The sequence below is a fragment of the Clostridium sp. FP2 genome (assembly GCF_011065955.2).
Classification (GTDB): domain Bacteria; phylum Bacillota; class Clostridia; order Clostridiales; family Clostridiaceae; genus Clostridium_AD; species Clostridium_AD tagluense.
In genome coordinates this window covers 3,446,789-3,473,535 of record NZ_JAAMNI020000001.1, presented here as the reverse complement: position 1 = coordinate 3,473,535, position 26,747 = coordinate 3,446,789, and the positions used below count along the sequence as shown (strand labels likewise).

Annotated in this window: 33 protein-coding genes; 32 read left to right on the top strand and 1 reads right to left on the bottom strand. The window is 30.1% G+C overall.

What is annotated here, in order from left to right; translation table 11 throughout:
• The first annotated feature begins 9 nt into the window (after positions 1-9).
• From aroF to G9F71_RS16670, 8 genes are all read left to right on the top strand, one after another.
• Positions 10-825: a 3-deoxy-7-phosphoheptulonate synthase gene (gene aroF, locus G9F71_RS16705; protein ID WP_164950860.1), complete on the top strand. Its 816-nt coding sequence runs from the start codon at positions 10-12 to the stop codon at positions 823-825.
• A gap of 117 nt (positions 826-942) precedes the next feature.
• Positions 943-1,548 (top strand): TraR/DksA C4-type zinc finger protein, encoded by a 606-nt coding sequence (locus G9F71_RS16700; RefSeq protein WP_164950861.1) that lies wholly within the window; start codon positions 943-945, stop codon positions 1,546-1,548.
• 127 nt (positions 1,549-1,675) lie between these two features.
• On the top strand, positions 1,676-2,122 hold the full coding sequence (gene lspA, locus G9F71_RS16695) for a signal peptidase II (protein ID WP_164950862.1): 447 nt from the start codon (positions 1,676-1,678) through the stop codon (positions 2,120-2,122).
• A complete protein-coding gene (locus tag G9F71_RS16690; protein ID WP_164950863.1) occupies positions 2,123-3,040 on the top strand; it encodes an RluA family pseudouridine synthase in 918 nt (305 codons plus the stop codon).
• Positions 3,041-3,224: 184 nt separating this feature from the next.
• Entirely contained in the window at positions 3,225-3,761 is a 537-nt protein-coding gene (gene pyrR, locus G9F71_RS16685; protein WP_164950864.1) for a bifunctional pyr operon transcriptional regulator/uracil phosphoribosyltransferase PyrR, read from the top strand.
• Positions 3,762-3,906: 145 nt separating this feature from the next.
• Complete coding sequence (gene uraA / locus G9F71_RS16680; protein ID WP_164950865.1) at positions 3,907-5,190, top strand: uracil permease; 1,284 nt, start codon at positions 3,907-3,909, stop codon at positions 5,188-5,190.
• A 208-nt stretch (positions 5,191-5,398) separates the two neighbouring features.
• Complete coding sequence (locus tag G9F71_RS16675) at positions 5,399-6,538, top strand: class I SAM-dependent RNA methyltransferase (RefSeq protein ID WP_164950866.1); 1,140 nt, start codon at positions 5,399-5,401, stop codon at positions 6,536-6,538.
• Positions 6,539-7,033: 495 nt separating this feature from the next.
• A complete protein-coding gene (locus G9F71_RS16670; protein WP_164950867.1) occupies positions 7,034-7,492 on the top strand; it encodes a hypothetical protein in 459 nt (152 codons plus the stop codon).
• Positions 7,493-7,650: 158 nt separating this feature from the next.
• Here the strand turns inward: G9F71_RS16670 and G9F71_RS16665 are convergent, their stop codons facing one another.
• Entirely contained in the window at positions 7,651-9,390 is a 1,740-nt protein-coding gene (locus tag G9F71_RS16665; RefSeq protein WP_164950868.1) for an NFACT family protein, read from the bottom strand.
• A gap of 185 nt (positions 9,391-9,575) precedes the next feature.
• On the opposite strand from G9F71_RS16665, the gene dapF reads away from it, so the two are divergent.
• From dapF to G9F71_RS16545, 24 genes are all read left to right on the top strand, one after another.
• Positions 9,576-10,397, top strand: a complete 822-nt coding sequence (gene dapF, locus G9F71_RS16660) for a diaminopimelate epimerase (protein WP_164950940.1) — start codon at positions 9,576-9,578, stop codon at positions 10,395-10,397.
• 150 nt (positions 10,398-10,547) lie between these two features.
• Positions 10,548-12,227: a GspE/PulE family protein gene (locus G9F71_RS16655; protein ID WP_164950869.1), complete on the top strand. Its 1,680-nt coding sequence runs from the start codon at positions 10,548-10,550 to the stop codon at positions 12,225-12,227.
• A gap of 27 nt (positions 12,228-12,254) precedes the next feature.
• Positions 12,255-13,451 carry a type II secretion system F family protein gene (locus G9F71_RS16650; RefSeq protein WP_164950870.1) on the top strand — a complete coding sequence of 399 codons (1,197 nt, stop codon included), beginning with the start codon at positions 12,255-12,257 and terminating at the stop codon, positions 13,449-13,451.
• A gap of 85 nt (positions 13,452-13,536) precedes the next feature.
• Positions 13,537-13,980, top strand: a complete 444-nt coding sequence (locus tag G9F71_RS16645) for a type II secretion system protein (protein ID WP_164950871.1) — start codon at positions 13,537-13,539, stop codon at positions 13,978-13,980.
• Positions 13,961-14,407 (top strand): type II secretion system protein, encoded by a 447-nt coding sequence (locus tag G9F71_RS16640; RefSeq protein WP_164950872.1) that lies wholly within the window; start codon positions 13,961-13,963, stop codon positions 14,405-14,407. Before G9F71_RS16645 ends, G9F71_RS16640 begins: the two co-directional genes overlap by 20 nt.
• Positions 14,404-14,862, top strand: a complete 459-nt coding sequence (locus tag G9F71_RS16635; protein WP_164950873.1) for a hypothetical protein — start codon at positions 14,404-14,406, stop codon at positions 14,860-14,862. The genes G9F71_RS16640 and G9F71_RS16635 overlap by 4 nt, the downstream gene beginning before the upstream one ends.
• Positions 14,852-15,310 (top strand): hypothetical protein, encoded by a 459-nt coding sequence (locus G9F71_RS16630; protein WP_164950874.1) that lies wholly within the window; start codon positions 14,852-14,854, stop codon positions 15,308-15,310. The genes G9F71_RS16635 and G9F71_RS16630 overlap by 11 nt, the downstream gene beginning before the upstream one ends.
• Before the next feature lie 27 nt (positions 15,311-15,337).
• On the top strand, positions 15,338-16,114 hold the full coding sequence (locus tag G9F71_RS16625) for a hypothetical protein (RefSeq protein WP_164950875.1): 777 nt from the start codon (positions 15,338-15,340) through the stop codon (positions 16,112-16,114).
• 4 nt (positions 16,115-16,118) lie between these two features.
• A complete protein-coding gene (locus G9F71_RS16620) occupies positions 16,119-16,559 on the top strand; it encodes a hypothetical protein (RefSeq protein WP_164950876.1) in 441 nt (146 codons plus the stop codon).
• Positions 16,560-16,564: 5 nt separating this feature from the next.
• Positions 16,565-16,972, top strand: a complete 408-nt coding sequence (locus G9F71_RS16615) for a hypothetical protein (RefSeq protein WP_164950877.1) — start codon at positions 16,565-16,567, stop codon at positions 16,970-16,972.
• A 347-nt stretch (positions 16,973-17,319) separates the two neighbouring features.
• On the top strand, positions 17,320-17,877 hold the full coding sequence (gene efp / locus G9F71_RS16610; protein WP_124997840.1) for an elongation factor P: 558 nt from the start codon (positions 17,320-17,322) through the stop codon (positions 17,875-17,877).
• A gap of 174 nt (positions 17,878-18,051) precedes the next feature.
• Entirely contained in the window at positions 18,052-18,972 is a 921-nt protein-coding gene (spoIIIAA, locus tag G9F71_RS16605) for a stage III sporulation protein AA (RefSeq protein ID WP_220321353.1), read from the top strand.
• Between the two features lies 1 nt (position 18,973).
• Positions 18,974-19,492 carry a stage III sporulation protein SpoIIIAB gene (gene spoIIIAB, locus G9F71_RS16600; RefSeq protein WP_164950878.1) on the top strand — a complete coding sequence of 173 codons (519 nt, stop codon included), beginning with the start codon at positions 18,974-18,976 and terminating at the stop codon, positions 19,490-19,492.
• Between the two features lie 16 nt (positions 19,493-19,508).
• Positions 19,509-19,706 (top strand): stage III sporulation protein AC, encoded by a 198-nt coding sequence (spoIIIAC, locus tag G9F71_RS16595; protein WP_124998874.1) that lies wholly within the window; start codon positions 19,509-19,511, stop codon positions 19,704-19,706.
• A 17-nt stretch (positions 19,707-19,723) separates the two neighbouring features.
• Entirely contained in the window at positions 19,724-20,107 is a 384-nt protein-coding gene (gene spoIIIAD / locus G9F71_RS16590) for a stage III sporulation protein AD (protein WP_124998876.1), read from the top strand.
• Positions 20,108-20,116: 9 nt separating this feature from the next.
• A complete protein-coding gene (spoIIIAE, locus tag G9F71_RS16585) occupies positions 20,117-21,265 on the top strand; it encodes a stage III sporulation protein AE (protein WP_164944274.1) in 1,149 nt (382 codons plus the stop codon).
• 43 nt (positions 21,266-21,308) lie between these two features.
• A complete protein-coding gene (gene spoIIIAF, locus G9F71_RS16580; RefSeq protein ID WP_124998880.1) occupies positions 21,309-21,902 on the top strand; it encodes a stage III sporulation protein AF in 594 nt (197 codons plus the stop codon).
• A 111-nt stretch (positions 21,903-22,013) separates the two neighbouring features.
• Positions 22,014-22,664, top strand: a complete 651-nt coding sequence (gene spoIIIAG / locus G9F71_RS16575) for a stage III sporulation protein AG (protein WP_164950879.1) — start codon at positions 22,014-22,016, stop codon at positions 22,662-22,664.
• Positions 22,665-22,702: 38 nt separating this feature from the next.
• The gene (locus G9F71_RS16570) at positions 22,703-23,203 is read left to right on the top strand and encodes a SpoIIIAH-like family protein (protein WP_164950880.1); all 501 of its coding nucleotides are present in this window, start codon (positions 22,703-22,705) and stop codon (positions 23,201-23,203) included.
• A gap of 81 nt (positions 23,204-23,284) precedes the next feature.
• The gene (locus tag G9F71_RS16565; protein ID WP_124998886.1) at positions 23,285-23,674 is read left to right on the top strand and encodes an Asp23/Gls24 family envelope stress response protein; all 390 of its coding nucleotides are present in this window, start codon (positions 23,285-23,287) and stop codon (positions 23,672-23,674) included.
• A 134-nt stretch (positions 23,675-23,808) separates the two neighbouring features.
• Positions 23,809-24,204, top strand: coding sequence for a transcription antitermination factor NusB (gene nusB, locus G9F71_RS16560; protein ID WP_124998889.1), 396 nt, complete (start codon positions 23,809-23,811; stop codon positions 24,202-24,204).
• 142 nt (positions 24,205-24,346) lie between these two features.
• On the top strand, positions 24,347-25,195 hold the full coding sequence (locus tag G9F71_RS16555; RefSeq protein WP_164950881.1) for a bifunctional 5,10-methylenetetrahydrofolate dehydrogenase/5,10-methenyltetrahydrofolate cyclohydrolase: 849 nt from the start codon (positions 24,347-24,349) through the stop codon (positions 25,193-25,195).
• Positions 25,185-26,390: an exodeoxyribonuclease VII large subunit gene (gene xseA / locus G9F71_RS16550; protein WP_164950882.1), complete on the top strand. Its 1,206-nt coding sequence runs from the start codon at positions 25,185-25,187 to the stop codon at positions 26,388-26,390. The genes G9F71_RS16555 and xseA overlap by 11 nt, the downstream gene beginning before the upstream one ends.
• A complete protein-coding gene (locus G9F71_RS16545) occupies positions 26,390-26,620 on the top strand; it encodes an exodeoxyribonuclease VII small subunit (RefSeq protein ID WP_124998895.1) in 231 nt (76 codons plus the stop codon). Before xseA ends, G9F71_RS16545 begins: the two co-directional genes overlap by 1 nt.
• The last annotated feature ends 127 nt before the right edge of the window (positions 26,621-26,747 follow it).

Sequence of the window (26,747 nt, the reverse complement as noted above, 5' to 3'; positions counted from 1 at the left end):
GTCTTGTATATGGAAAAGTTATTAGTTCATAAAAATAGTGGTTTAGATATATTGGTAAAGGTAAAAAACATAGTTATTGGTGGAGAAGAAAAAGTAATAATATCAGGGCCTTGCTCAGTTGAAGGTTATGACACTATGCATGACATAGCAAGTGGTTTAAAAAAAATAGGTGTGCATATATTAAGGGGCGGAGCTTTTAAACCAAGAACTTCACCCTATGATTTTCAGGGGTTCATGGAAGAAGGACTGAAAACACTTAAAATTGTTGGCGATGAATTTAATATGCCAATAGTGACAGAGGTTATGGATTCAAAGGACATAGATTTAGTTCTAAGGTATGCTGATATGTTACAAATAGGGTCTAGAAATATGTACAATTACAGTTTACTCAAAGAGGTTGGAAAATTAAAAACACCTATTTTATTAAAAAGAGGTATGAGTGCAACACTATCAGAGTGGCTCTATGCGGCAGAGTATATTATGGCAAATGGTAATGAAAATGTTGTTCTCTGCGAGCGAGGTATTAGGACATTTGATACCTACACAAGAAATACACTAGATTTAAGTAGTGTTGCTGCAATTAAACAAAAATATCGTATTCCAATAGTTGTTGATCCAAGCCATGGGACGGGTAGGCGTGAATTAGTAGCAAGGATGTCACTTTCTTCAATAGCTGCAGGTGCGGATGGATTAATGATTGAAAGTCATATTACTCCGGACAATGCTATATCTGACGCAAGGCAAACAGTGTCAATAGATACCGTAGGTCAAATAGTGAAGAATGTAAGGAAATTTGATGGGATGTTTAGGGAACAAGATGTATAACTATTAAAATAATTTTAAATATGTGTAATAAAATTCACTCCATGAGAAAACATAAACCTATAGAAATTTTATCAGTTTGATATTACTACTATATTAATAACTAGAGGAGTTGTTATCATGGAAGATGAAAAAATTCAATATTTTAAAAAAAGATTAATAAGTGAGAAGTCACGAGTTCAAAGTCTGATCAATCAACTTAAACAAAATGGAGTTGTAAATTCTAACAGTGAAATAGCCTCTGAAATATCATTTTATGACAATCATCCCTCAGATACTGCCACTGAAATTTTTGATATAGAAAAAGGGTTAGCACTTAAGGCTAATGAAATGTCAATTATTAAAAAGATTCAAAATGCATTAAAGAGCATAGAAAACAATACCTATGGGAAATGTAAGAGTTGTGGTAATGATATAATTGAGGAAAGATTAGAATTTATACCTTACGCAGAGAACTGTGTATCATGCGAAAAATCCAATGGTGATAAAAAACCAGCGCAGCAAAACGATAGACCAGTTGAGGAAGATGTACTGGGTACGCCTTTTAGATACAGTAGTAGTGCTGGTGAAGTAGGTATAGATGCTGAAGATACTTACATGGTAGTCGACCGTTTTAATGAATTAGATGACATTATTGAGTATTATGATGATGACGACGAAGGTGGTTACGTTGAACCTATAGAGAAAATAAGTAATGCTCAATATAAAAATCAGTTGCCAGATTAAAAAAGTTAAATTCAACAATATTTTAAATTAGGCAGAATAAAAAAGCATATATTGCATTGAATGAGTTTAGGCGTATTTAGGTAAAAACATATTCCTGCAATATATGCCTATCTGTAGGGGGAAGGGTATGGAACTATTAATTATTTTTTTAGGTTTGCTATTGGACAGATTAGCTAAAGTTTGGGCCCTTGGTTCTTTAAAAGATAATAATGGAATTATATTAATTAAAGATTTTTTCGGATTAGAATATTTAGAAAATAGAGGAGCAGCTTTTGGAATTTTGCAAAACAAAACCATATTGCTAGCGTTAGTTACTCTACTTGTTATATCAGGAATGATATATTATATTATTAAATATAAACCAAAATCAAAATTCCTGAGAATGAGCTTTGCACTAATTATAAGTGGAGCACTTGGAAATTTATATGATAGATTATTTTATAAATATGTAGTAGACTTCATTTTACTTCATTATAAAGATATATATTATTTCCCAACATTTAACATAGCGGATATGTTAGTAGTTGTGGGTACTTTGATTTTGGCAATTTCTATAGTAAAGGATGAGGTATAAATGGACAGTTTTGAGTATAAAGTTAATGAGGATTCAGTTGGTACAAGATTAGATGTATTTATTTCTAATGAATTAGAAAATAAATCCAGGTCATACGTTCAAGGAATAATTGAAGGTGGAGCGGCGTTTGTAAATGGTAAAATGAGAAAAAGTAATTACAAATTAAAAGTGGATGAAATAATTACTTTATCCATTCCAGAGGCTACAGAGTTAGACGTTGCGGCAGAAGATATACCCTTGGACATCATATATGAAGATAGTGATGTAATTGTAATTAATAAACCACAGGATATGGTGGTTCACCCAGCGCCAGGAAATTATAGTGGCACCTTAGTTAATGCACTGCTATACCATTGCAAGGACCTATCAGGCATCAATGGTGTTCTAAGGCCAGGAATAGTTCATAGAATCGATAAAGATACATCTGGAGCCCTTGTAGTAGCTAAAAATGATAATGCACATAACTCTTTAGCGGAGCAGCTTAAAGATCATTCAATGACAAGAAGTTATGTAGCTCTTGTAGAAGGTATAATTAAGCAAGATGAAGGATCAGTAGATGAACCTATTGGAAGGCACCCTAAAGATAGGATAAAAATGGCAGTAGTAGAAAGTGGCAAGAAGGCTATTACCCACTATAAAGTAATAGAAAGGTTTGAAAGTCATACATTAGTAGAATGTAACTTAGAAACAGGAAGAACTCATCAAATAAGAGTACATATGGCAAAGATAGGACATCCTTTAGTAGGAGATTTGATATATGGGTTTAAAAAGCAACATTTTAATTTAAAAGGGCAGGTCCTTCATGCGAAAATGCTTGGATTTATACATCCAAGTACTAATGAATACATGGAATTTGTTTCACCTCTTCCAAATTATTTTGAAAAAATTATAATCAAGTTAAGAAATGAGTTGAAATAGAACATAATATGTGATAATATGTTGTTAAATTAAATACTTATGCCTTTAAATGTTCCAGAGAGAACATAAGGATAATGATAGCAATACTATTATGTGTATAGTATGCCTTTACCTTTATGGTAAAGGCTTTTTTATATTTTAAAAATGGAAATAAATAATTATTATTTAATAGGGGGCAAAGTATATGGAATTTAAATCAGTGCTATTAGATGAAAAAGCTATACAAAGAACATTGACAAGAGTAGCACATGAAATTATTGAAAAAAATAAGGGTATAGAGGATATTATCCTTGTGGGGATAAAAAGAAGAGGAGTACCAATTGCAAAAAGAATCGCTCTTTTAATAGAGCAGATTGAAGGAACTAAAGTTCCCGTAAGTAGTGTTGATATTACTTTATATAGAGATGACCTTAGCTCTATAAATGAGCAACCGGTTTTAAACAATGCAGAACTAGGTATAGATGTAAGAGGTAAAAAAATAATTTTAGTAGATGATGTACTGTATACCGGAAGAACGGCCAGAGCTGCAATTGATGCCATAATAGCTAGTGGTAGGCCTCAAATGATACAACTCGCCGTTTTAGTAGATAGGGGACACAGAGAGTTACCTATTAGAGCAGATTATGTAGGGAAAAACATACCTACTTCAGGAAAAGAGATGATTTCTGTGGAGCTTTTAGAAATTGATGAAATTGACTCAGTAAGTATATATGAGATATAACGACATTTCAGCTTCGAAGAAGATAAATAGCTTCGAAGAAGATAAATAGCTTCGAAGAAGATAAATAGCTTCGAAGAAGATAAATAGCTTCGAAGAAGATAAATAATCTTTTAAAATAGTCCAGCGAGACTAAAAGGAGGAACAAATGAATAATATTGTAGATGTTAATGAAAGATTACCAATCATGAAGACTCTCCCATTAAGCTTCCAACACTTATTTGCTATGGTAGGAGCGACTATACTAGTACCAATGCTTACAGGTCTTAGTCCTTCAATTGCACTGTTTTGTAGTGGGGTGGGAACGTTACTATATATTTTATGCACAAAGGCTAGGCTTCCTGCATATGTAGGGTCATCCTTTGCGTTCATTGGACCTATGGGTGTGGCCACAAAAGCATATGGCCAAAGTTCCATGTTATCAGGAATTATTGCAGCAGGGTTTGTATATGTAATTGTAGCTTTAATTATTAAATTTGCAGGAACCAAATGGTTAGATAGAATGTTATCTCCAGTGGTGGTAGGTTCTGTTGTAATTGTAATAGGACTAAGTCTCGCTTCAGTTGCAATAAATTGGGCAGGGTTAAATTCATCCTTTACAACACCAGCACTTGAGGGTGTATCTAGAGGCGCATGGATATTTGTATCGATGACAACACTTGCAATTGCTATAATAGGTACTATGTATTTCAAAGGATTTTTCGGCGTAGTACCAATACTCATTGCAATGGTAATTGGATATGCACTTTCTATGTTACTTGGTGTAATTCCAAAGGAAGTTCTACAGGAAATAGGTAAGGCTAGATTTTTTACATTACCAAGTTTTGTTTTGCCAACCTTTAACATAAATGCTATTATGCTTATGGCACCAGTGGCTTTTGTAACACTTGCCGAACATATTGGTCACGTATATGTTACAAGTAATGTTTGTGGCCGTGACTTCACAAAAGATCCAGGTCTACATAGATCAATCCTAGGAGACGGAATTGCTACAATGTTTGCAGGGTTTGTGGGAGGACCGCCTAATACCACTTATGGTGAGAATATAGGAGTTATGGCAATCACAAAGGTCTACAGTGTTTGGGTAATTGGAGGAGCTGCAATAATAGCAATTATATTATCCTTTATAGGACCAGTTTCAGCAGTAATAGGAAATATTCCACTTCCAGTAATTGGAGGAGTTAGTGTTATGTTATTTGGAATAATTGCATCCTCTGGTTTTAGAATTTTTGTGGAAGACAAAGTCGATTTTAGTAAAAAGAGAAATCTTATAATTGCTTCAGTGATAATAGTTTTAGGTGTTGGTGGAGGAGGTATTAAGTTCCCGTTTGCAGGTGCAGAATTTGAGATTGCAGGTGTAGCCCTTGCAACCCTGGTGGGCATAATACTGAACTTAGTTTTACCTGAAAAGAGTAAGTCAGGAGATAATTAATATAATTTTTTAACATAAGTGTCAGATTTAATTCTGGCACTTTTATTTTTATTTAGATTGAAATTTAAAATTTCTAGACAATAATAAGAAATAGAGATATTATAATATGAGTGATACTAACAATAAAGTATCTTAAATGAGTAACTAGCATACTGACTAGTTATTTTTTAAGATGACTAAAGAAAAGAAGAAATAGGAGCGATAATATATGATGTATACTTTAATTGCCACTACTACTTTTGGAATAGAAGCAGTAACAGCAAAAGAACTAAAAGCACTAGGATACGAAGATTTAAAGGTTGAAAATGGAAGAGTAACTTTTGAAGGCGATGAAATGGACATTGCTATATGCAATACTTGGCTTAGAACAGCAGAAAGACTTTTTATAAAGATGGCTGAATTTAAGGCCTTGTCTTTTGAAGAGCTATTTCAAGGCACCTTAGCCGTAGATTGGGGCAATTTAATACCAGAAGACGGTAATATGCATATCGTAGGTAAATCTGTAAAATCACAGCTTCACAGTGTGCCAGATTGCCAAGGCATAGTAAAAAAGGCAGTAGTTGAGTCTATGAAGAAAAAATATGATAGAGAGTGGTTTTCAGAAGAGGGACCAGAGTATAAGATAGAGGTTGCAATTCTAAGGGATATAGTAACGCTATCCGTAGATACGTCAGGTGTGGGACTACATAAAAGAGGATATAGGGAATATGCTGGCGAGGCACCACTTAAAGAGACTTTAGCTGCAGCCCTTGTGCTAATAAGTAAATGGGATAGTTCAAGAGTTTTAGCTGACCCACTTTGTGGTTCTGGAACTATAGCCATAGAAGCAGCCCTTATAGCGAAAAACATTGCTCCAGGGATAAATAGAAAATTTGTTAGTGAAACTTGGCCAAATATTGAGACTGATATATGGGAGCAAGTACGCGAAGGTGCAAGAAAAACTGTAAATAACAATGAAATCGAAATATTAGCTTCAGATATTGATGGAAGTTTACTTCGAACAGCCATAGCTAATGCGGAAAAAGCAGGAGTTAAGGACTTTATAAAATTTCAAAAAATACCAATGCAAAGTTTTACCTCTAGGCAGAAATATGGAGTTATAATAACAAATCCACCTTATGGAGAGAGAATAGGAGAGGCAGCAGAAGTAAAAAAACTTCATATTGATTTTGGAGAGATGTATGAGAGTCTAAATGAATGGTCCTGCTTTGTCATAACTGCTAACGGTGAATTTCAGAAGGAATTTGGAAAGAAAGCAGATAAAAATAGGAAATTATATAATGGAAGACTTTTATGTTATTATTACCAATATATAAAAGAAGTACCTAGAAAGAAAAAAGAAGAGTAAGAGTGTATCCCTATGAGCTTTCTCCTACGTGCCTTGCAATAAGAGCTTAAAACGTGAAATTTTATTAAGAAATTCTAATCTTTTTCCAATATAAATTTCTCTAACACTCACATTCGCCTTCCTGGCTCAGGTTCGCTAGCCTGCCGTCCTGGCAGGCTTACGAGAATTTTATATTGAAAAAAGAAGAATTTCTAAATTAAATTTCAATGTTACTGCGCTTCTTATTGCAAGTCACTTTGGAGAAAGCTCATACTATTATGCATGTTACTGCGGAAGGTTTATGAGAATTTCTAAATGAAAATAAGAGAATGAATATATTATACATATATTCATTCTCTTATTTTTGTCTTATATTTTGATGAATGAAGGTTATTTCATGGTATTAAATGGTACAATCTATCTGTAAGTTGTTTGATAGTCGTAAAAACTTACGACATGAATAAAAGGAACACTAAATATTAACAACTAAAATTACTTGTGAAGGAGAGAGTTTGAATGAGTATTTTTGATATTATTATTCCATTATCTTTTATTGCGATTATTTTAAAACAGTTAAGATACATGAAAGAATTAATAATGCCAACAAGAAAAACGTATGTAGAAATTATTACTGTATTGTTTTGTGTGATTATTTTCATAGGTATTATATATTTTTATGCGAATACCTGGGTTCATTATGTAATAGGAGTGTTAGCTATTGTTATGTTTGTAAGCATATGGATTAAACAAGGAATTAACTCAAAAGGTTTCATATCAATGTATAGATATAAAGAGATTATATTATGGAATGAAATTGAAAAAGTTATTGTAATTAGTTCAAAGGATATAAAGGTTAAGTTAGCAGGTGGGTTTATGGAGCAAACATTTCATTTTAAAAAGAGTGATTACGATAAAGTTATTACTATTCTAAAAGAAAATTTACCTGAACAAGTACAGATACGAAACATAAGTTAAAGGCAATACCTCAAAATATAAGCAGAAGGCTGTGTTTAAACCCTCTGCTTTTTCTATTGTTAAAATGTATAATATTTAATGTGTTAGTTGTTATATGTACACCTCGAAAATGCACCCATTGATTCTATAAGTGAGGGTATAAGATAATATCATATTTTTTATTCAACCCTTTTTAAAGTGCTTTCCATAGGCGTTATATACATAGTTTTATTTGTAGAGTAAATAACCATTCCAGGTTTTGCACCTGAGGGCTTCTTTACATTTTTCACCTCTGTATAATCAACAGGTACACTAGAAGAATCCTTAGATTTACTATAAAATGCTGATAAGTTGCAAGCTTCCAGTAGTGTGGTTTCAGGTATATTACCAAAATTTTTAATAATAACGTGGGAACCTGGGATATCCTTTGTGTGAAGCCACATATCATTTTTATTGGCAAGCTTTAATGTTAAAAAGTCATTTTGGATATTATTTCTACCCACATAAATATCTATTCCATCACTTGAAATAAAATGCATGGGTTTGGTTGGCTTTGCCTTTTTATTTTTACCTTTATTATGCTTTTTAAATGTAATATAGTCAGTTTCTATTAATTCATTTTTAATATCTTCAATTCCATTATAGTTTTCTACATTTATTATGTTAGTGAGTACAGAATGAAGATATTTTAATTCATTTTCAGTAAGATTCATTTGAATTATGGCCATTTCTTCTGCTATCTTAAATTTGTTATATTTTTTGAAGTAGTACTGAATATTTTGTGAGGGAGTTTTATTTTCATCGAGTTTTATTTTAACAAAGGCTCCATCTTCACTATAATAATTAACTACACTAGCAAACTTGTCACCCTTTTTAAGGGAGTATATATTTGCAGTTAAAAGTTCGCCATTTAACTTATAGGCACCTTTAGTATCACATTCTTTTAAGGTTTCTTTAAGTATTTTTATTTTTTTATCACAACGATTAATATTATTATGAACTATTTTTTGAAGACCTGCACTTTTAGAATTTAATCTATCGTGGTTATCCTTTTGAAAATAAAAATTCTCTATTAATTTAGAGGGTGAATCGTACTCTGCGTATTCACAATCTTTTAAAGAGGTTAGCTTAACGCAATGGAAATCTTCTAGTTTACCTTTCACAGTATAGGAAGCTAAAAAAGTATTTTTAGATAGTGACTTAAAGATATTTACTGTAAAATCATAAATGTGTTTAGCATGCTCTAAATCAAAACTTTTATGTTCAAAAGAATATCTATAAAAGAGTTCAGAGGAGAGTTTAGAACTTATTCCTGTGAAAGTACCTGTAAAGAATTTTTCAGCGTATTGTATTTCTTTAGTGGTTATATACTCATAGAACTCCTCATAAGTAAAATTAAAAGGATTTAGTTTTGTAGAAATAGGAGGGTATGCATATTCTACACCAGTAAATAAAACTCTAAAAGTGTTTACATCTGCTGTAACGTGTTTTATGCTATCCATAACCAAATTATCACGGGTACGGACTAAGCTAATGTTACTATGCCTACCCATTATTTCAATTATCAAAGAGTAGACGCTATCAAAGCCTAATTCATCACTACTTTTAAAGTCGATAATTAACAATCTATCGGAGTTTAATTGTCTTACATCTAAAACTGTGGCAGTATTTAAATATTTTCTTAAAACCATACAGAATATAGGTGCTTGAGCTGGGTTTTCTTTATTAAATTCTGTAAAATGAATTCTAGGATAATTTGAACTTGAACTTATTAATAACTTATATATTTTTCTATTCTTTTTAAAACTTAATATAATCTCATCTTTTTCTGGTTGGGTTACTTTATCAACTCTGCAATCTATAATAACATCTTTTATTTCCTCAATGAGGCTAGATAAATAAATCCCATCTAATGCCATACATATCACCCTTTCCTTCTGAAACGTCTTTAAAACTTTATAAAATTATGCACTTATGCTTTGTAAATAATACATTATATAATATAATATTAATAAGTTAAGTTATATTTATATTATACCATTAAAGAAAATTATTGAAAAGTCATACTAGTTGTATTGCAAAAAGGAGGAGCTATTTGGAAATTATAAATTTTACAAAAATGCAGGGAACGGGAAATGATTTTATTGTTATTGAAGATTTTCAGGGCAAATATGCTAATTTGGAAGGCCTAGCTATAAAACTTTGTGATAGGCATTTTGGAATAGGTGCAGATGGGATTTTAATAGTTACAAAAAGTAATATAGCAGATATTCAGATGATAATTATTAATGCGGATGGTTCTTATGCATCCATGTGTGGAAATGGCATAAGGTGCTTTGCTAAATATGTTTTTGAAAAGAAATATGTGCAAAAGGAAAATATGAAAATAGAAACTGGTGATGGTGTAAAGCTGGCCAATATATGCACTAAAGATGGATTCGCTGAAAGCGTAAATATAAATATGGGAAAATATAATTTTAATCCCAGTAGTATTCCTGCTTTATCTAAGTCAGAAATAATTAATAAAAAGATAGAGGTTAGTAATAAAGAGTATTACATTACTTCAATGTTTATGGGGGTGCCACATACTATTGTTTTTGGCAAGCAGGAAGAGTATCAGGTTGAGGAAGGAAAATTTATTGAACGTCTCGACCTATTTCCTGAAAAAACAAATGTAAATTTTTGCGAAATAGTAGGAAGAAATGTGATAAGGGTGAAAACTTGGGAAAGGGGTGCAGGACCAACATTAGCTTGTGGTACTGGTAGTTGTGCATCTGTAGTAGCAGCAAATAGACTAGGATATATTGATAAAAAGGTAGAAGTACAGGTTCCCGGTGGAGTAATTACTGTAGAGATTGCTAAAGGTGAAGTTCTAATGGAAGGACCAGCAGAAATAACCTTTGAAGGTAAATTTTTTCTAAATTAATTTTAAAACAGCTGTCTATTTAACAATAGTACAGTTGTTTTTTATTTTGTCGAAAAATTCTGACCTAAAAGGTGAATAAAATTGTGAAAGTGGACAAAAATTAAAAAAGGATATCCTATGAAAATCAAATATTAGAAAAGGTAAAATAATATGAAAAAAAATTTACTCCAATTATTATTAGACAAAAACCTAATTACAGAGGAAGAACATATACAGATAAAAGAGGACTCATTTAAAAGAGGTTGTAGTGAAGAGCAAATAATTTTAAGGGAGTTAAAAATAGATTTAAATCAGCTTATTTTAATATTAGAAAATGATTTTAACATATCTTATACGGAGCTTGAATCTAATAGTAAAAAAAATCAAGCGTTTAAACTAATATCTAGGGAGGTAGCTGACAAATACGGCTTAATACCTTTTTATGATAATAGTAATGAAGTACATGTTGCTTTTTCAAATCCATTTGAAATAAAAGTTATTGATGAACTTAAATTTATAACAAACAAAAAAATAAAAATATTTTTTGCGCTATCTAGCAATATAGACCAGGCTATTGAAAACTGTTATGGAAAACAAATTGTGGATGTGGCAGTGGAGGAAATGAGAAAAGAATATATGCTAGAGGAAAGTGAAAAAAATGAAGAGGCACATTCAGAATTTTCTACTGAAAATGCACCAGTTATAAGAATAACAAATTCCCTTTTAAAGCAAGCTGTAAATGCAGAAGCTAGTGACATTCATCTAGAGCCTTTTAAGGATTTTGCCATACTTCGTATGAGAGTAGATGGTATTTTAAATGAGATAAATCAAATTCCAAGTAACGTGTATAAATCACTATGTACAAGAATGAAAATAATGGCAAACATGGATATAGCCACTAAGTTAATTCCACAAGATGGAAAAATAACTGAAAATATTGATGGAATAGACTATGATTTTAGGGTATCTTCGCTGCCAACAATGTATGGAGAAAAGCTAGTTATAAGAGTTTTATACAAGTTAGAGAGATTTATAAATTTAGACTCATTGGGTTTTAGCTGCGATAAGGTTATGATTTTAAAGGATATATTAAAGCTTTCTCATGGAATGATTGTCGTTGCAGGACCAACAGGAAGCGGAAAATCAACAACACTATATGCACTGCTAAATGAAATTAATAGTAAAAGTAAAAATATCGTTACGATAGAAGATCCAATAGAATATAATATGCCTAGAATTAATCAAGTAAACGTAAACAATAAAGCGGGTCTTACTTTTTCAACTGGGCTCCGAAGTATTTTAAGGCAAGATCCAGATATAATAATGCTTGGAGAAATAAGAGATGAAGAAACGGCACAAATTGCTGTGAGGGCATCAATAACAGGACATTTAGTATTAACAAGTCTTCATACAAATGATGCAACTACGTCAATATCCAGGCTGATAGATATGGGTATTCCATCATATCTAGTTGCAGATTCATTAGTTGTAGTACTTGCTCAGAGATTAATAAGAAAATTGTGCTCCACTTGTAAAATGGAATATGAGACTATTAATGACGAATTTGAGCATTTAGGATTTAATAATGGAGAGAAAATATATAAAGGAGTGGGGTGTAATAAATGTAATGGAACTGGATATAAAGGTAGAACAGTGGTATATGAATTACTGAAATTAGATGATGTTCATAAATCTATTATAGCAAGAAGTGGCATAAGTGATGAGCTTTGGAAATATTGCAATGAAAAGAAATCAGATTCTTTTATGGAGACTTGCAGGGCTTCAGTGCGCAATGGTGTAACATCCATAGAAGAATTTATAAATGCTACTTATAGCTACAATTTTAAATAAGATAATTAGTGATAGGTGAAATATAATATGAGATTTAAATATATGGCCAAAACATTCGATGGAATAACAATAAAGGGTACTACCTGCAGTGATAGTATAGAAGATTTAGCACTTGAATTACGCGAAAAAAAATTATTTTTAATAAAGTGTAGGAATATAAAAAAAATAACTGAAATTTCTACTAAACCTAATTTGAAAACTATATCTATGTTTTGCAGACAATTTTCAATATGTATTAAATCAGGCATTCCTATATGTGACATTCTTAATTTGCTTTATGAACAAATGGTACATAAGTCAATAAAAAAGAGTCTCCTAAGCATTAGGGAAAATGTGCAAAAGGGTAATTCACTGCATATAAGTATGAAAAAAACCATAAATGTATACCCAGAGTTTATGATAAATATGATTTATTTAGGTGAAGAGAGTGGGAAGCTAGATATAATTCTAGAAGAATTGGCAGGGTATTATGAAAAAGAGCATAAGCTGTTAAAAAAATTTACGAATTCAATGATTTATCCTTGCACAGTATTTGTTACATTAACAATTGTATCATTTTTTTTGTTTATAAAAGTAATTCCCGTATTTATTACAAATTTAAATTCTTTCCATGCAAAAACTCCATTAATCACCAGAGTGGTTTTAGGGATGAGTAACTTTTTAGGAGCAAATTTTTTATGGATTTTAATGATAAATTTAACTCTGATTTTTATTTCTATAGAATACTTTAAAACAGAAAAGGGCAAGATGGCTTTTGACAAATTTAAATTTATTTGCCCAATATTAGGCCCAGTATATAAACGTCTCATTTATACAAGATTTACTAGAGGGCTTAATATATTGTTAACTAGTGGAGTGGGTCTTTTAAAAGCTTTTGAAATAATCCATGATATTATTGGAAATAGATATTTTAAGCTAAAACTTAAAACAGTTTCAAGTGACATTAAAAAAGGGGGAGATTTATCAAGCTGTTTAAATGAAATGAACCTATTTCCACAATTTTTTGTGGCTATGGTGAAAATAGGAGAAGAAACCGGTAATTTAGATGGCATGTTTTTAATAGCTGCAGACATCTTCTATGAAGATGCAGAGGAAAATGTAGAAAAAGCTACTGCACTACTAGAGCCAATTCTAATAATATTTTTAGGAGTTATGATAGGTACAATAATATTAGCGGTTATGCTACCAATGCTAAGCGTTATGGACTCCGCAGGCAAATTTTAAAGACACTTCAGCACCGATGTTGCTGTTCAGCACCGATGTTGCTGTTCAGCACCACAGGTAATGATTTAATAAGGAAGGTAAAATTATGCGTAAGGGATTTACATTAATTGAGATGGTATTAGTTATAGGCATTATGAGCATGATTGCAGGCTGTAGTGTTATTTCTATAAGATTCCATAAATCAGTAAAAAATAAAGTGGATTTAGATTATTATTGCAATGCAACAGTAGGTTTTATTAATAATTCAAAGATGTATTGTAGAGAAAATTCTTGTAGTGCAAAAATAACTTTTGATATAGAAAAAAATGAAATGAATTTAGAAAATGACCGTAATACGGTAAAAACACTAGCATTCACAAAGGGGATAACCTTATATAAAGTTCAAGGTAGACGAATAAATGGAAAAATTGAAATTGATAAGGATGGTTTTAGTAATGATGCATGTACAATAATATTAAAGGATAATAATTCAATAGAACAGGAAATTACAATGAGAGTAGGTACGTCATATGTCAAAATCAATAAGTAAAAAAGGATTTACATTGCTTGAGGTACTATGTAGCCTAGGAATATTCTCTACCATTTTCATTTGCATGATGTCCTTTGACCTAACTTCTCATAATATAAAAAAAGATATTAAAACTATAAATAATAATGTATCTATAATGGAGGGCCTTAAAAATAATATTATATATTCTATGACCTTTGAGGGGTTAGAAGGGTTACAGAAAAATAACAGAGTTTTTGTAAATAAGGAAAATATGACTTTGAATAAAATTCAAAGCGGAGTACTGGACGTGTTTTCAGAGAAAGCAATACTTACGGATCCCTATATAGAATTGAGCTTTTTAAAATGTGAATTTAAGGTATACACTTTAAGATTATCATTACATTCTAGGAGTCCAAAGAATATTATAGAATTACAGTGTAATTTCTATAAAGGTGATCATAAATGAAAAAAAGTGGAGCTACACTTATAGAAATAGTAATTGTTATGGGCTTGGTATTTTTAATGGTGGGGGCTTTAGATAGTATGCTTATCTCTTATTTGAAAAATTATAAAAATAATGTATTAGAAAATGAAGGGTTTAATTATTTAAACGAAGCCATAGCAATAATAGAAAAAGAAGTTAATGAGGATGCAAGTACAATAACAACTGAGGATAATATTATTAAAATAAATCATTCTGATGGAATTACCATAAATTACATAAAATGTATCAATGGAAATCTTTATATCTTGTATGGTACAAAGAATATTACACCTGTAGAAAATTCCCATAAAAATGTAATTATAGATGATTTGAAAGACTTTGTGGCCAGAAGAACCAGAAAAACTCTTTATATTAAAGTTACCTGGCATAATGGTCAAAGCATTGAGAGGTGTTTAGCAATAGAAAATGCAAACTAAAAAGGGATTTATAATGGTTTATGTTACTTTAGTAGGAATTATTTGTTTAACTATAATGATGTATATATTTGACATTCAACTGTCAGAAGTAAAGTATTCCAAAAGTACTAAAGTATATCTACTTAAAGAGGATGAATATCAAAGATATAGTGAATACCTAATGACTTTATTTTTTACTTATATTAATGAAAATAAAGAAGAAATAAAAAAAGGAATAAATGAGTTTTTCTACAATTCTAAAAGCTACATAGTAAAGTATGAAAAAGCGGAGGTGAACTATTCTAATAAAAGCAATGAGTTCATTTTTACAACACCTTACAAGTATGGTGCAAATAGAAATGATTACTTTGAATTACAAACTATTGGTGAAAGTTTTCATATGGTATTTATAAAAACAGAGTATAAAGTGCCACCCCCTGGGCAAGTGGCTGGATCTTTAAATAATTGATTATAACAATAAATGGTGGTGGAAAAAATGAAATTTAGAAGGAATATGCTTTTAGAAGTTTCAGCAGAAAGAATTTCAGGCATAGGATTTTCTAAAAACAGAATATTAAATAGAGTTAATACTATAGCCTGCGGAAATACATATTATAAGGATACTCTTAATATAAAAGATTTTGAAATGGATATAAAGAACAAAAATCTATATGTTCTTGTTGAGGGGGAGACAGTATATATTAAAATGATAACCCTACCGCTGGTGAAAAAACATCTAATTAATGATTTGATTAAAAATGAACTAAGATATTATTATAAAGACATAGAGCATATTTCATTTACCTATAAGCTTATTAAAAAAGATAAATTTAATATGGAAATATTAGTTTTTTGCCTTAGTGGAAATAAGCTAAATGTATTAGAAAGCTCCATTGATAATAATATCAGTTTAAAAAAAGTAAACTTAATTCAGTTTTGTTTTAAAAATTACTATTGTAACAAAATCCATGAGAAAAACTATATATTGGTTTTTTATTACAATGATATTTTATACTTCATAATATGTAATAATGATGAAATTGTGGCTAATACTATTGTTAGGGTTGTGGATTTGCTATTGTTTAAATTTTCATATGCAATGAATGAGTTTTTAGATAAGTACAACGACTATGCTAAACTATGTAAAAAAATATATTATGTAAATGTGGAAGGGTTAAATATAGAAGAATTCAAATATCTTACATTGCCTAAGGAAATGTTAGAAAATTTAAAAAGGGAACAATTGCTAAAATATATGATAATAAAAGGGTGATGTTATGGTAAAAAAAACATTCATTCCAAATTGGTACGAAGATAGAAAAAGTGAAATATGGAGTAAAAAAGTTAAATTATGTATTAAAATAGTTTTAATAGTAAACATTATTTTGATAAGCCTCATATTTAATATTTCTAATGGAATAAAAGATGTGGCTGGCGAGAAAGCTAGTGAAAATAAAGCTGTTAATATTATAGAAACGGCTAGAAAAGATAGAATTATTATTGAAAAGCATAAAGAAATAAGCAAATTTTTTGAGAATAATAATTTCACCTACAAGAATATTAATATAACAAAAGATAATTTGGAAATAGATATAGAAGTTAATAACTATGAGGAATATATTCGTGTAGTAAGACTCATAGAAGATAAATATTCCATTAAAAAATTAACTCCAAACATTAAAAATGAAGGGAAGTTTAACTTTAAAGTTATATTATAGGTATAATGATGAATAAAAACAGACAATTTAAATGGGTTCTATTTACTTTACTAATTATAATGGGGATTTTGTCTTTTAAACTTATTTTTGTAGCGTATAAATTTAACTATCTTAAAAACCAAGCCCTAGTTAATATTAAAGTGGATAAAAACCCTGTGATGGTAGAAAAATATGGATACAGTGACATTTTGGAACTTATAGGAAGAAATAGTGATTTTGGAGTGAAAACTATAAATATGATAGGACAGGAGAAATGTAATGTCCAAGTAGATTACAGGGGAGATATAAAATTATTGAATACTTCATTATATTCTTTAAATGAAAGTAAGAGTCTTTTAAGCATAAACAGTATTAATATTAATAAGGAATCTAAAACTACAACTATAAGTATTGATTTTAAAAAAAACAAGTAAATTATGGGTGATAACCTTAATATTTCAGCCTCAAGAAGATGATTAAGTGGTATAATTATGAAAAAGATAAAGATTATTTAAATATTATATAATTATATTTGCAAATATCATTAAGTTTTGATAAAATAACATTGTTCCACTGTAATGTTTACATTTACTGAGATTATAAGAAAAATTTTAAAGCGATTTTTACATAGGGAAATTTGAATTATAAACGGGTCAAATTTAAATTTACTGGGATAAAAAGATTTCTACAATATAATTGTAGAAATTGGTATTAATATATCTAATAAGGTTATAATATAATGGGTTAATTGAATTAACAATGAATTTTGGAGGGATACTTAATGATTTCAGCAGGAGATATAAGAAAAGGAACTACATTTGATGAAGGTGGACAAGTTTACACAGTAATAGAATTTTTACATGTAAAACCTGGTAAAGGGGCTGCTTTTGTTAGAACTAAGTTAAGAAATGTTATTAACCAAGGGGTTACAGAAAAAACCTTTAATCCAACTACAAAATTACAAGAAGCGGTTATAGAAAGAAAAGAAATGCAGTACTTATATGCAGCAGATGGATTATACTACTTTATGGATCAAGAAACATATGAACAAATACCACTTAACTACGAAAAAGTTGAAGATGCCATAAAATATTTAAAAGAAAACATGTTTGCTGTAATAAAATTTTATAAGAATGAGGCTTTCTCAGTGGAAGCTCCAAATTTTGTAGAACTAGTTGTAACAGCTACTGAACCAGGTGTTCGGGGTAATACGTCTTCAAGTGTAACAAAACCAGCTACTGTTGAAACAGGAGCAATAATTCAAGTTCCAATGTTCGTTAATGAAGGCGAAACTATAAGAATAGATACCAGAAATGGTGACTATATGCTAAGGGTATAAGCTATAGATTATATATTTAAAAAGAGCCAATTTGGTTCTTTTTTTTTATTCTTTTTTGGAGACCTATCACATATATTATGTAAAATGAATCCATTCAAGCTAATAATTTTTAGCTTTATATGGAATATTTTACAGTAACCTATAATAGAAATTATATATGAGAGGGTGATAAAAATTTTAGTTACAAAAGATTTATTTGAAATATTACCTATGACTATTAGAAGTAAATTAGAACAGGTTAATAAAATACAGGAACTTGAAGAGCTTAGGATAAAAGTAAACAAGCCTATATTTGCACACATTGGGAATATTGAAGAAATTTGGGATTATATTGCAACGGCTGAAGATATTAAATATATAATGCAGAGAATAAGCAATTACTCAATATATGCTTTTGAAGACGAAATCAGGCAAGGATATATAACTATAAAAGGTGGACATAGAGTTGGACTATGTGGAATTTGTGTTATTGAGAATAATAGCATAAAAACTATTAAAGATATATCATCTATAAACATAAGAGCGTGTAAAGAAATTATTGGTTGTGCGGGCAGAGTAATGCCTTATATTACTTGTAACAATTCAGTACACAATACAATTATTATATCTCCTCCTAAATGTGGAAAAACAACTTTACTTAGAGATATTACGAGGCATATATCCCAGGGGGATAAAAATAAAAATTTTAATGGTAAAAATGTTTCTATAATTGATGAGAGGTCTGAAATAGCAGGTTCTTTTAAAGGCATACCACAAATGGATGTGGGCATTCGAACGGATGTACTAGATAATTGTCCAAAGAGCCAAGGGATTATGATGGCAATTAGAAGTATGTCACCTGATGTTATTGTATGTGATGAAATTGGTACTCAAAATGATATGGAAAGTATTTTAATGGCATTAAATTCTGGTATTAGTTTAATTACAACTATTCATGGCTTTGGAATTGAAGACCTGTATAAAAGATTGGTTTTTAAAGATATCATGGAAAATTACGTATTTTCAAGAGGCATAGTGCTTTCTAACAAAAAAGGTATTGGGACAATAGAATGCATTTATGATTTTACTAAAGGTGCAGATATATGGAGGTCATAATATGATTAAAATAATTGCATGTGCTGTGATTGTAACTGCTTCAACTATAGCTGGTTTTATATATAGTGAAAGGTTAAAGTATAGGGTTTTTCAACTAAATGAAGTTCAAAGAGCGATATATCAACTACAAAATGAAATAACTTATGTACATGCTCTTTTGCCGGATGCATTTAAAAGTGTAGCACAAAAAAGCAAAGAGCCAATAGGGGAGCTTTTTAATAAAACCAGTGAATTATTATCAGGCAATAACTATGAAAATGTTTATGAGGCAATGAACAGTGCCATGAATTCAGTAAAAAGTAGAATATATCTAAACTCTGATGATATAAATGTTATTTTGGATTTATCTAAAACTTTGGGAGAGTCTGATATTGAAGGTCAAATCAATATATTTTCATTGACCCTTGCAAATTTAAAAAAACAAATTAAAATATCAGAAGATTTTATGAATAAAAATATAAGAATGTATAGATATTTAGGTTTTTCTTTTGGGGCGATGATTGTAATAGTATTAATATAGGGGGGAGGTTTTCTAAGTGTTAGATGTTAGTTTGCTGTTTAAAATAGGGGCAACAGGTATTCTCATAATTATTATTGACAAGATTTTAAAAAGTGGGGGAAAGGAAGATATTGCTGTAGTTGCAAATTTAGCCGGAGTAATAATAATTCTTATTATGGTGATAAATCTAGTAAGCAAACTATTTACTTCTGTAAAAACTTTGTTTCAGTTTTAGCACAAGAGGAGGGCATTATGGAAATAATTAAAGTTGTTGCATTTGCTTTCATGGCTTTATTTATTGTGCTTATATTTAAAGACAAAAGGGATGATTTAGCTATTCAAGTTAGTATTGCAGCAGGAATATTAATTTTTTTGTTTATGATAAACAAACTTACAATAATAATGAGTTTTTTGCAAACATTAGCAAATAGGGCCAATATTGATGTTGTATATTTAAACACAGTTTTCAAAATACTTGGCATTGCATATTTAGCATCTTTTTGCAGTGAGATTTGTAGGGATGCTGGTGAAAATAGCATCGGGGCAAAAGTTGAATTTGCCGGGAAAATATTGATATTAGTTTTGGCAATACCTATCTTAATGGCAATAATGCAATCTATTCTAAAAATAATGTAGAGGTATAATATGAAAAAAATATTGATGATTTTATTACTTTTAATATGTTTACCTATTAGTGTACATGCTACCGAAGTAGGCAAAATTGGAGAAAAACAGCAAAAAGAAATAAGCAATTTATATGATTACATTACTAATATAAAAACAAAGTATGAGATATTTAATGATATGGAGCCAAAAGCGTTTGTAGATGGATTTATGAAAACTGGCGAAAATGGATTTAGTTTTAAAAATATCTCTAATTATCTTATTAAATTCACATTTAAAGAAATATGTGCGTCATTGCAACTAATTGGTAGTCTTTTAATTATTGCTATTGTGTGCGCCCTACTTCACAATCTACAAAGTGCTTTTAGTAGTGAAAATTTATCAAGCATTGCTTATTTTGCCTGTTATGGTGTAATGATAATTCTAATAACTAAAAGCTTTTATATAGGAGTAGAGCTTGCTAAAAGCACAATTATTAATATGGCGGATTTTATGGCAGCGCTTATGCCAGTACTAATGATGCTACTAGCTAGTGTGGGAGGATTTACCGAAGCTACACTGCTGGACCCTGTAATAATGGGTTTTGCTACTGTAAGTTCTAGAGTTTATGTGGATATTCTCATTCCTATAATATTTATGAGCTTTGTACTACAATTTGTTAACAATATATCTAGTGATTTTAAAATTAATAATTTAACAAAACTTTTAAAACAAGTTGCTATATGGGTTCAGGGAATAGTAATGACAGTCTTCATTGGGGTAATTACCTTAAGAAGTATAGCAGCAAAAACTATAGATCAAGTTACTATAAAAACAGCAAAATTTGCAGTAGATAATTTTATACCTGTAGTTGGGAAATGTTTATCTGATGCAATTTCTACAGTAGCTGGATACTCACTTCTTTTAAAAAATGCCATAAGTGGGTTAGGTCTTATTATTATTTTAGTAATAGTTTTATTGCCTATTATAAAACTGTTAATTATGGCTTTTCTATATAAAGTTACAGCTGCAATTATTGAACCAATAAGTGATAGTCGCACAGTAGATTGTATAAATTCAGTAGGGGATTCTATTATTCTTTTAATGTCCTGCGTCATATCTGTAAGTGTAATGTTTTTCATAATGGTGGCAATAATAGCTTCCACTGGAAAAGGGATAATGATGGGTTGAAACAAATAAGCTCTAAACTTATAAAAAAGGGGGTGGTGCTAATTTGATTGAAGCATTAAAAGTCTGGGTAATCAACATCACTATTGCTATATTTTTTATTACAGCAGTGGAGATGATTTTACCAGATAATAATATGAAAAAATATGCTAAATTTGTATTAGGACTGATGTTAATTGTAGTAATTATAAACCCTATAATAAAGATTTTTAATAAGGACTTTAATTTTTATTCTTATACAAATAAAGCAACAAGTTACATGGAGTCAAGTACTGCAGTCACAGATATAAAAAAGTATAAAGATATTAACATGTTAAATACCACTGAAAATTTTAAAAAAAACTTAGAGAAGCAATGTATTATAGACTTAGAACAATCTTATCCCGAAAATAAGTATAATGCTGATATAGATATTATCTATGATGATAAAAAGGCAGTATTTAATATTAATAAAATTGAAATTGGAATTGTAGATAAAGGAGTTAGAAATATTAGGAAAATAGAAATTAATGCTAAAAGTGTTAATGCCTCAAAAAGAGATATTTTAAAGGGTGAGCAGGGGGACAAAATAAAGAGGCTATTAAGTAGTAAATTTAAAATATCTGCGAATATTGTTACTGTTTATAAATTAAACTTATAAAAGATGAGATTAACAATTAGTATATTGAATAAGGCTTGTTAAGTTAGAATAGCATACTGATTATTTATCTATATGTGATTAAGATTAAAAATAAGAAAAAGGGGGATTTCTATGAACAATGATGATTTGCTTAGTAAATTTACTAAGTATATTAAATCAAAATTAAATGGTGGTGATGACAAAAATAAACTGGGTAATGGTAAAAAATCTGACAAGCTACTCGGAAATTTGGTATTAATGATCTTAGTGGCAGTTGTAATAGTCCTTGGGAGTAGTTTTTTTAAAAATAATAGTTCAACATCAGCTGCCTTAGAAGAGACGCAGAAGGATAAAATTATAAAAGAAACAAAGGTTTCAGGATTAAGTGATTATGAATCACAATTAGAAAATAAACTTAAATCAACACTTGAAGAAATTAGAGGAGTTGGAAAGGTACAGCTTATGATCTATTTTGAGAGTGGGGAGGAGAGTGTCCCTGCAGTAAACATAAATGATTCTGAAAGTCTTACAGTAGAAAATGATACTGGAGGAGGAAAAAGAAATATCACTCAAAAAAATGATGGAAGAACAGTTGTTATGTCCAATAATGGAAATACAAATGAACCGCTAATTGTAAAAAAATACAAGCCTATTATTACTGGCGTATGTGTGGTGGCAGAAGGATCAAATGAAAAAATAACTGAACTTAGGATTAGACAGGCAGTAATTAATTTATTTAATTTGCCTGAAAATAAAGTTAATGTATATCCTATGAATAATTAGCATATAATTTCTTAGAAAGGTAGATGGGGGGAAATATTATGAATAAAAAACAATCAGGTATAATTGTTACGTTGGTAGTACTTATAATTTGTGCAGGGTATCTTGCAACAAAGGTAAATGGGCCATTATATGTAAATGATAGTGATTTTGGTGAGAAGAGTGCAATATCTTTAAAAGAAAACAAAAGTTCTTCAACCTTTTTTGCAGAAGCAAAATTATCAAGAAATCAAGAAAGTGCAAAAGCGCTTCAAGCAATTAAATTAATAATCGATGACGCTAATACTCCAAAAGAAGAAAAGAAAAAGGCTGCTGATGAATATTTAGATGTATCAACTACTACGCAGAAAGAATCAGACGTGGAACTTGCACTAAAAGCTAAAGGGTTTGAGGAAGCACTTTGCAGTATAGTGGATGACAAAGTGGAAATATTTGTTAAAAGTTCTAAGAAAGAACTTTCAAAAGAAGAGCTTCGAGGTATTCAAGATGTTGTAATGAGTAAAACAAAATTAGAGAATATCGATGTTAAGGTAAAAGAATAATAATTGTAAATCAAATATTTATCTGCTATAATAAATGTAGCATTATCATGTTTTACCTAAGCTAAACAAGGGGGTACTAATATGGAAGATAATATTTTAAATGAAACGGAAATGGGTACTGTTAAGATATCTGAGGATGTAGTTAGTGTTATAGCGGGACTCGCTGTTGCTGAAATACAGGGAATTGTGGGAATGAGTGCTAGTCTCGTTGGTGGAATAACTCAAATATTAAGTGGTAAGAAAAATTTATCTAAAGGCGTTAAAGTCAATGTTGGAGAAAATAGTGCAGTAATTGATTTACACGTTGTAGTTGAATATGGGGTTAAAATTCCAGAAGTAACTGAGAAAGCACAAATGAATGTAAAAAAATCTGTAGAGCTAATGACTGGACTTACAGTTTCAGCAGTAAATGTGTATGTACAAAATGTTGTACTACCTAAAACAGAAAAGGTAGAGGAAATAGAAGCATAGGAATAAACACCCTCTCTAATCAGAGGGTGTTTATACGTTAAAAATATATGAATTTGGACATAATTGTAATTAAAACAAATTTTATATTTTTATGATGTTTATTATATTTGATAGAAAAACTAGGAGGATTACTAATGAATAGAAGAAAGTCAAGAGAAGTAGCAATGAAATTACTTTTTGAAATGTCAATAAATAAAGAGAGCTATGAGGAGATAATTGAAAACTTCAAAGAGTATACAGATGTGGATTTAAACGATGTTGATATGTCATATATTACAAGGGTGCTCGCAGGAATTCATGAACATGGTGTGGAAATTGATAAAAATATTGAAAAGCATTTAATTAAGTGGAAATTGGATAGACTATCAAAAATGAACCTAGCCATTTTAAGAATTAGTACATATGAAATACTATTCGAGGAAGAGATACCGAGTGTAGTTTCTGTAAATGAGGGAATAGAACTTGCTAAGAAATATGGAGAAGATGCTTCTCCTGCTTTTATAAATGGTATTTTAGCAAAAATGATTTAAAAAGTTAGAGCCTTTTATGCTATTTTTAAATAGACTAGTCACTATACTAGTCTATTTTATTACTTTAAAAGAGGAAATTTGAAATTATAAGAGAAGTCTATTGTAGTAATTAATATTTTAAAACCAATAAGGAGAGGATAATATGGGAATTAAAGTTAATGGTAAAATAATAGTTGAAAACTACAGAAATGAAATTAAGGCAGTTATAAGTGAAGGGACTTCAAAGGGACTAAGAGTGCCTTCAATTAAAACTATTTTAGTTGGTGATGATGGTGGCTCCTTGTCATATGTAAAAAGTCAGAATAACCTCTGCGATAAATTAGGTGTTTCATATAGTTGTACTCATTTAGATAAAGACGTGGATGAAAGAGATATTATAGAGCTTATAGAAAAATTTAATGAAGATAGTAGTGTAGACGGTATAATACTTCAATTGCCATTACCAAAAAAATATAATGAGAAAGAAATTACTTCTAAAATTTCATATAAAAAAGATATTGATGGATTAACCGATAAGAATATGGGCAGATTTTATAAGGGAGAGAATTGTTTTATTCCTTGTACTGCTTTAGGGGTAATTGAAATGATTAAAAATACTGGATGCGTTATTAAAGGAAAGCATGCTGTTGTTTTGGGTAGAAGCAATATTGTAGGAAAACCAGCAGCACAATTACTACTTAATGAAGATGCAACAGTAACTATATGTCACTCTAAAACACTAAATTTAAAAGAAATTTGTAAAACAGCAGACATAATAGTTGCGGCTATTGGTAAACCAGGGTTTGTTACAAGTGAGTTTATTAAAGAGGGAGCAGTAGTTATAGATGTTGGTACTACAATGATAAATGATAAAATTGCAGGAGATGTAAATTTTTACGATGTTATTAATCATGCAAGCTATGTTACACCTGTGCCAGGTGGAACGGGCCTCATGACTACCACAATGCTTATTAAAAATGCTTGCGAAGCCTGGAGGAATAATGTTTATTAAAGTAATAACAGTAACTGCCCTTAATGGATACATTAAAAAAATAGTAGATAGTGACTTTATATTAAACAATGCAAATGTTAAAGGCGAGCTATCTAATGTAAAATTGCATTCTAGTGGGCATATATATTTTTCATTAAAAGATGCATTTGGGAAGATAAATTGTGTAATGTTTAAATCTCAAACACATAAACTTAAAATTACCCCTAGAGATGGGATGAATGTTATTGTTCGTGGGAAGGTTTCGGTTTATGAACGAGATGGGGCATATCAAATTTATTGTGAGTCTATAGAGCCAGATGGTGAAGGGCAGTTATATTTAGCTTTTCAAAATCTAAAGGAAAAGTTAGAAAAACAAGGAGTATTTGAAAGTACTCATAAGAAAAATATACCCTTATTTCCTACTAAAATAGGAATAATTACATCAGAAACAGGGGCTGCGATTAAGGACATTATTAATGTTGCTACAAGACGTAACGCTTTGGTTAATATTTTAATATATCCAGCACTAGTTCAAGGTGTAAGCGCAAGCGCGGACATTGAAGGTGGCATAAAATATTTTAATAGCACAAAAAATGTTGATTTAATTATTATTGCAAGAGGAGGAGGCTCTATAGAGGAATTATGGGCATTCAATGAAGAGAATTTAGCTTATGCAATTTACAATTCTAAAATACCTATAATTACTGGAATTGGCCATGAAACAGACTTTACTATAGCAGATTTTGCATCTGACTATAGAGCACCAACCCCATCAGCTGCAGCGGAAATTGCTGTGAAGAATTTAAAAGATTTAAATAATGAAATTAAAGCACATAGAGAATTATTACTGAGATCGGTGGAATCTAAGCTCACTAAGGAATACAATAAGGTTAATTTACTAAATAAATCACTAAAAATAAATAACCCTTTAAATTATATAGTTAATCAATATATTCATATAGATAATTTAAAAGAAAATCTAAGTTATAAATTTAATGTTGTGATTTCATTAGAAAAGCAGAAGCTTTCCAAGTTCAATGCTCTTTTGCAGGCACATAACCCTTTGAATGTATTAAATAAGGGCTATGCACTATTGCAAAATGATGAAAATAAAGTTATTAGTGAAATTAGCAATTTGAAAGATATAAAACAGGTTAAAATTACATTAAAAGATGGTAGCGCTGAATTTAAAATAAGCGATTTGGAGGAGTTTTAATGGCAAAGAAAAAAGAATCTTATGAAAATATGATGTTAAGACTTGAAGAAATTGTAGATACCATGGATGGCAATGAAATTACATTAGAGCAAACCATGACTATTTACGAAGAAGGTACGAAAATTTGTAACAGTTTATATAAAATTTTAAATGATACAGAGGGTAAAATAAAAATACTAACAGCTGAAGGCGAAAAAGATTTTATGGCAATACCTGAAGTGGTTAAATAGAAGATTTTACTTCTAAAATGTCCTTAAAAATCAATTTAGGTACATGTAAATAAACAACAAGTCAAGATAGATTAGTATAGGTGCTTGTTATTTATTTTAATGTGCCTTGAACTATATTATTTTTAAA

What these genes read in the sequence shown, in the direction of transcription:
- spoIIIAE (WP_164944274.1), top strand. Translation starts at nt 20,117, where the DNA reads ATGAAAAAAATATTGATGATTTTATTACTTTTAATATGTTTACCTATT.
- uraA (WP_164950865.1), top strand. Translation starts at nt 3,907, where the DNA reads ATGAATAATATTGTAGATGTTAATGAAAGATTACCAATCATGAAGACT.
- G9F71_RS16645 (WP_164950871.1), top strand. Translation starts at nt 13,537, where the DNA reads ATGCGTAAGGGATTTACATTAATTGAGATGGTATTAGTTATAGGCATT.
- G9F71_RS16655 (WP_164950869.1), top strand. Translation starts at nt 10,548, where the DNA reads ATGAAAAAAAATTTACTCCAATTATTATTAGACAAAAACCTAATTACA.
- nusB (WP_124998889.1), top strand. Translation starts at nt 23,809, where the DNA reads ATGAATAGAAGAAAGTCAAGAGAAGTAGCAATGAAATTACTTTTTGAA.
- G9F71_RS16570 (WP_164950880.1), top strand. Translation starts at nt 22,703, where the DNA reads ATGAATAAAAAACAATCAGGTATAATTGTTACGTTGGTAGTACTTATA.
- xseA (WP_164950882.1), top strand. Translation starts at nt 25,185, where the DNA reads ATGTTTATTAAAGTAATAACAGTAACTGCCCTTAATGGATACATTAAA.
- G9F71_RS16630 (WP_164950874.1), top strand. Translation starts at nt 14,852, where the DNA reads ATGCAAACTAAAAAGGGATTTATAATGGTTTATGTTACTTTAGTAGGA.
- G9F71_RS16615 (WP_164950877.1), top strand. Translation starts at nt 16,565, where the DNA reads ATGATGAATAAAAACAGACAATTTAAATGGGTTCTATTTACTTTACTA.
- spoIIIAD (WP_124998876.1), top strand. Translation starts at nt 19,724, where the DNA reads ATGGAAATAATTAAAGTTGTTGCATTTGCTTTCATGGCTTTATTTATT.
- lspA (WP_164950862.1), top strand. Translation starts at nt 1,676, where the DNA reads ATGGAACTATTAATTATTTTTTTAGGTTTGCTATTGGACAGATTAGCT.
- G9F71_RS16650 (WP_164950870.1), top strand. Translation starts at nt 12,255, where the DNA reads ATGAGATTTAAATATATGGCCAAAACATTCGATGGAATAACAATAAAG.
- G9F71_RS16670 (WP_164950867.1), top strand. Translation starts at nt 7,034, where the DNA reads ATGAGTATTTTTGATATTATTATTCCATTATCTTTTATTGCGATTATT.
- G9F71_RS16620 (WP_164950876.1), top strand. Translation starts at nt 16,119, where the DNA reads ATGGTAAAAAAAACATTCATTCCAAATTGGTACGAAGATAGAAAAAGT.
- spoIIIAB (WP_164950878.1), top strand. Translation starts at nt 18,974, where the DNA reads ATGATTAAAATAATTGCATGTGCTGTGATTGTAACTGCTTCAACTATA.
- G9F71_RS16640 (WP_164950872.1), top strand. Translation starts at nt 13,961, where the DNA reads ATGTCAAAATCAATAAGTAAAAAAGGATTTACATTGCTTGAGGTACTA.
- G9F71_RS16700 (WP_164950861.1), top strand. Translation starts at nt 943, where the DNA reads ATGGAAGATGAAAAAATTCAATATTTTAAAAAAAGATTAATAAGTGAG.
- G9F71_RS16625 (WP_164950875.1), top strand. Translation starts at nt 15,338, where the DNA reads ATGAAATTTAGAAGGAATATGCTTTTAGAAGTTTCAGCAGAAAGAATT.
- G9F71_RS16635 (WP_164950873.1), top strand. Translation starts at nt 14,404, where the DNA reads ATGAAAAAAAGTGGAGCTACACTTATAGAAATAGTAATTGTTATGGGC.
- spoIIIAG (WP_164950879.1), top strand. Translation starts at nt 22,014, where the DNA reads ATGAACAATGATGATTTGCTTAGTAAATTTACTAAGTATATTAAATCA.
- aroF (WP_164950860.1), top strand. Translation starts at nt 10, where the DNA reads ATGGAAAAGTTATTAGTTCATAAAAATAGTGGTTTAGATATATTGGTA.
- G9F71_RS16665 (WP_164950868.1), bottom strand. Translation starts at nt 9,390, where the DNA reads ATGGCATTAGATGGGATTTATTTATCTAGCCTCATTGAGGAAATAAAA.
- G9F71_RS16555 (WP_164950881.1), top strand. Translation starts at nt 24,347, where the DNA reads ATGGGAATTAAAGTTAATGGTAAAATAATAGTTGAAAACTACAGAAAT.
- efp (WP_124997840.1), top strand. Translation starts at nt 17,320, where the DNA reads ATGATTTCAGCAGGAGATATAAGAAAAGGAACTACATTTGATGAAGGT.
- G9F71_RS16675 (WP_164950866.1), top strand. Translation starts at nt 5,399, where the DNA reads ATGATGTATACTTTAATTGCCACTACTACTTTTGGAATAGAAGCAGTA.
- G9F71_RS16565 (WP_124998886.1), top strand. Translation starts at nt 23,285, where the DNA reads ATGGAAGATAATATTTTAAATGAAACGGAAATGGGTACTGTTAAGATA.
- pyrR (WP_164950864.1), top strand. Translation starts at nt 3,225, where the DNA reads ATGGAATTTAAATCAGTGCTATTAGATGAAAAAGCTATACAAAGAACA.
- G9F71_RS16690 (WP_164950863.1), top strand. Translation starts at nt 2,123, where the DNA reads ATGGACAGTTTTGAGTATAAAGTTAATGAGGATTCAGTTGGTACAAGA.
- G9F71_RS16545 (WP_124998895.1), top strand. Translation starts at nt 26,390, where the DNA reads ATGGCAAAGAAAAAAGAATCTTATGAAAATATGATGTTAAGACTTGAA.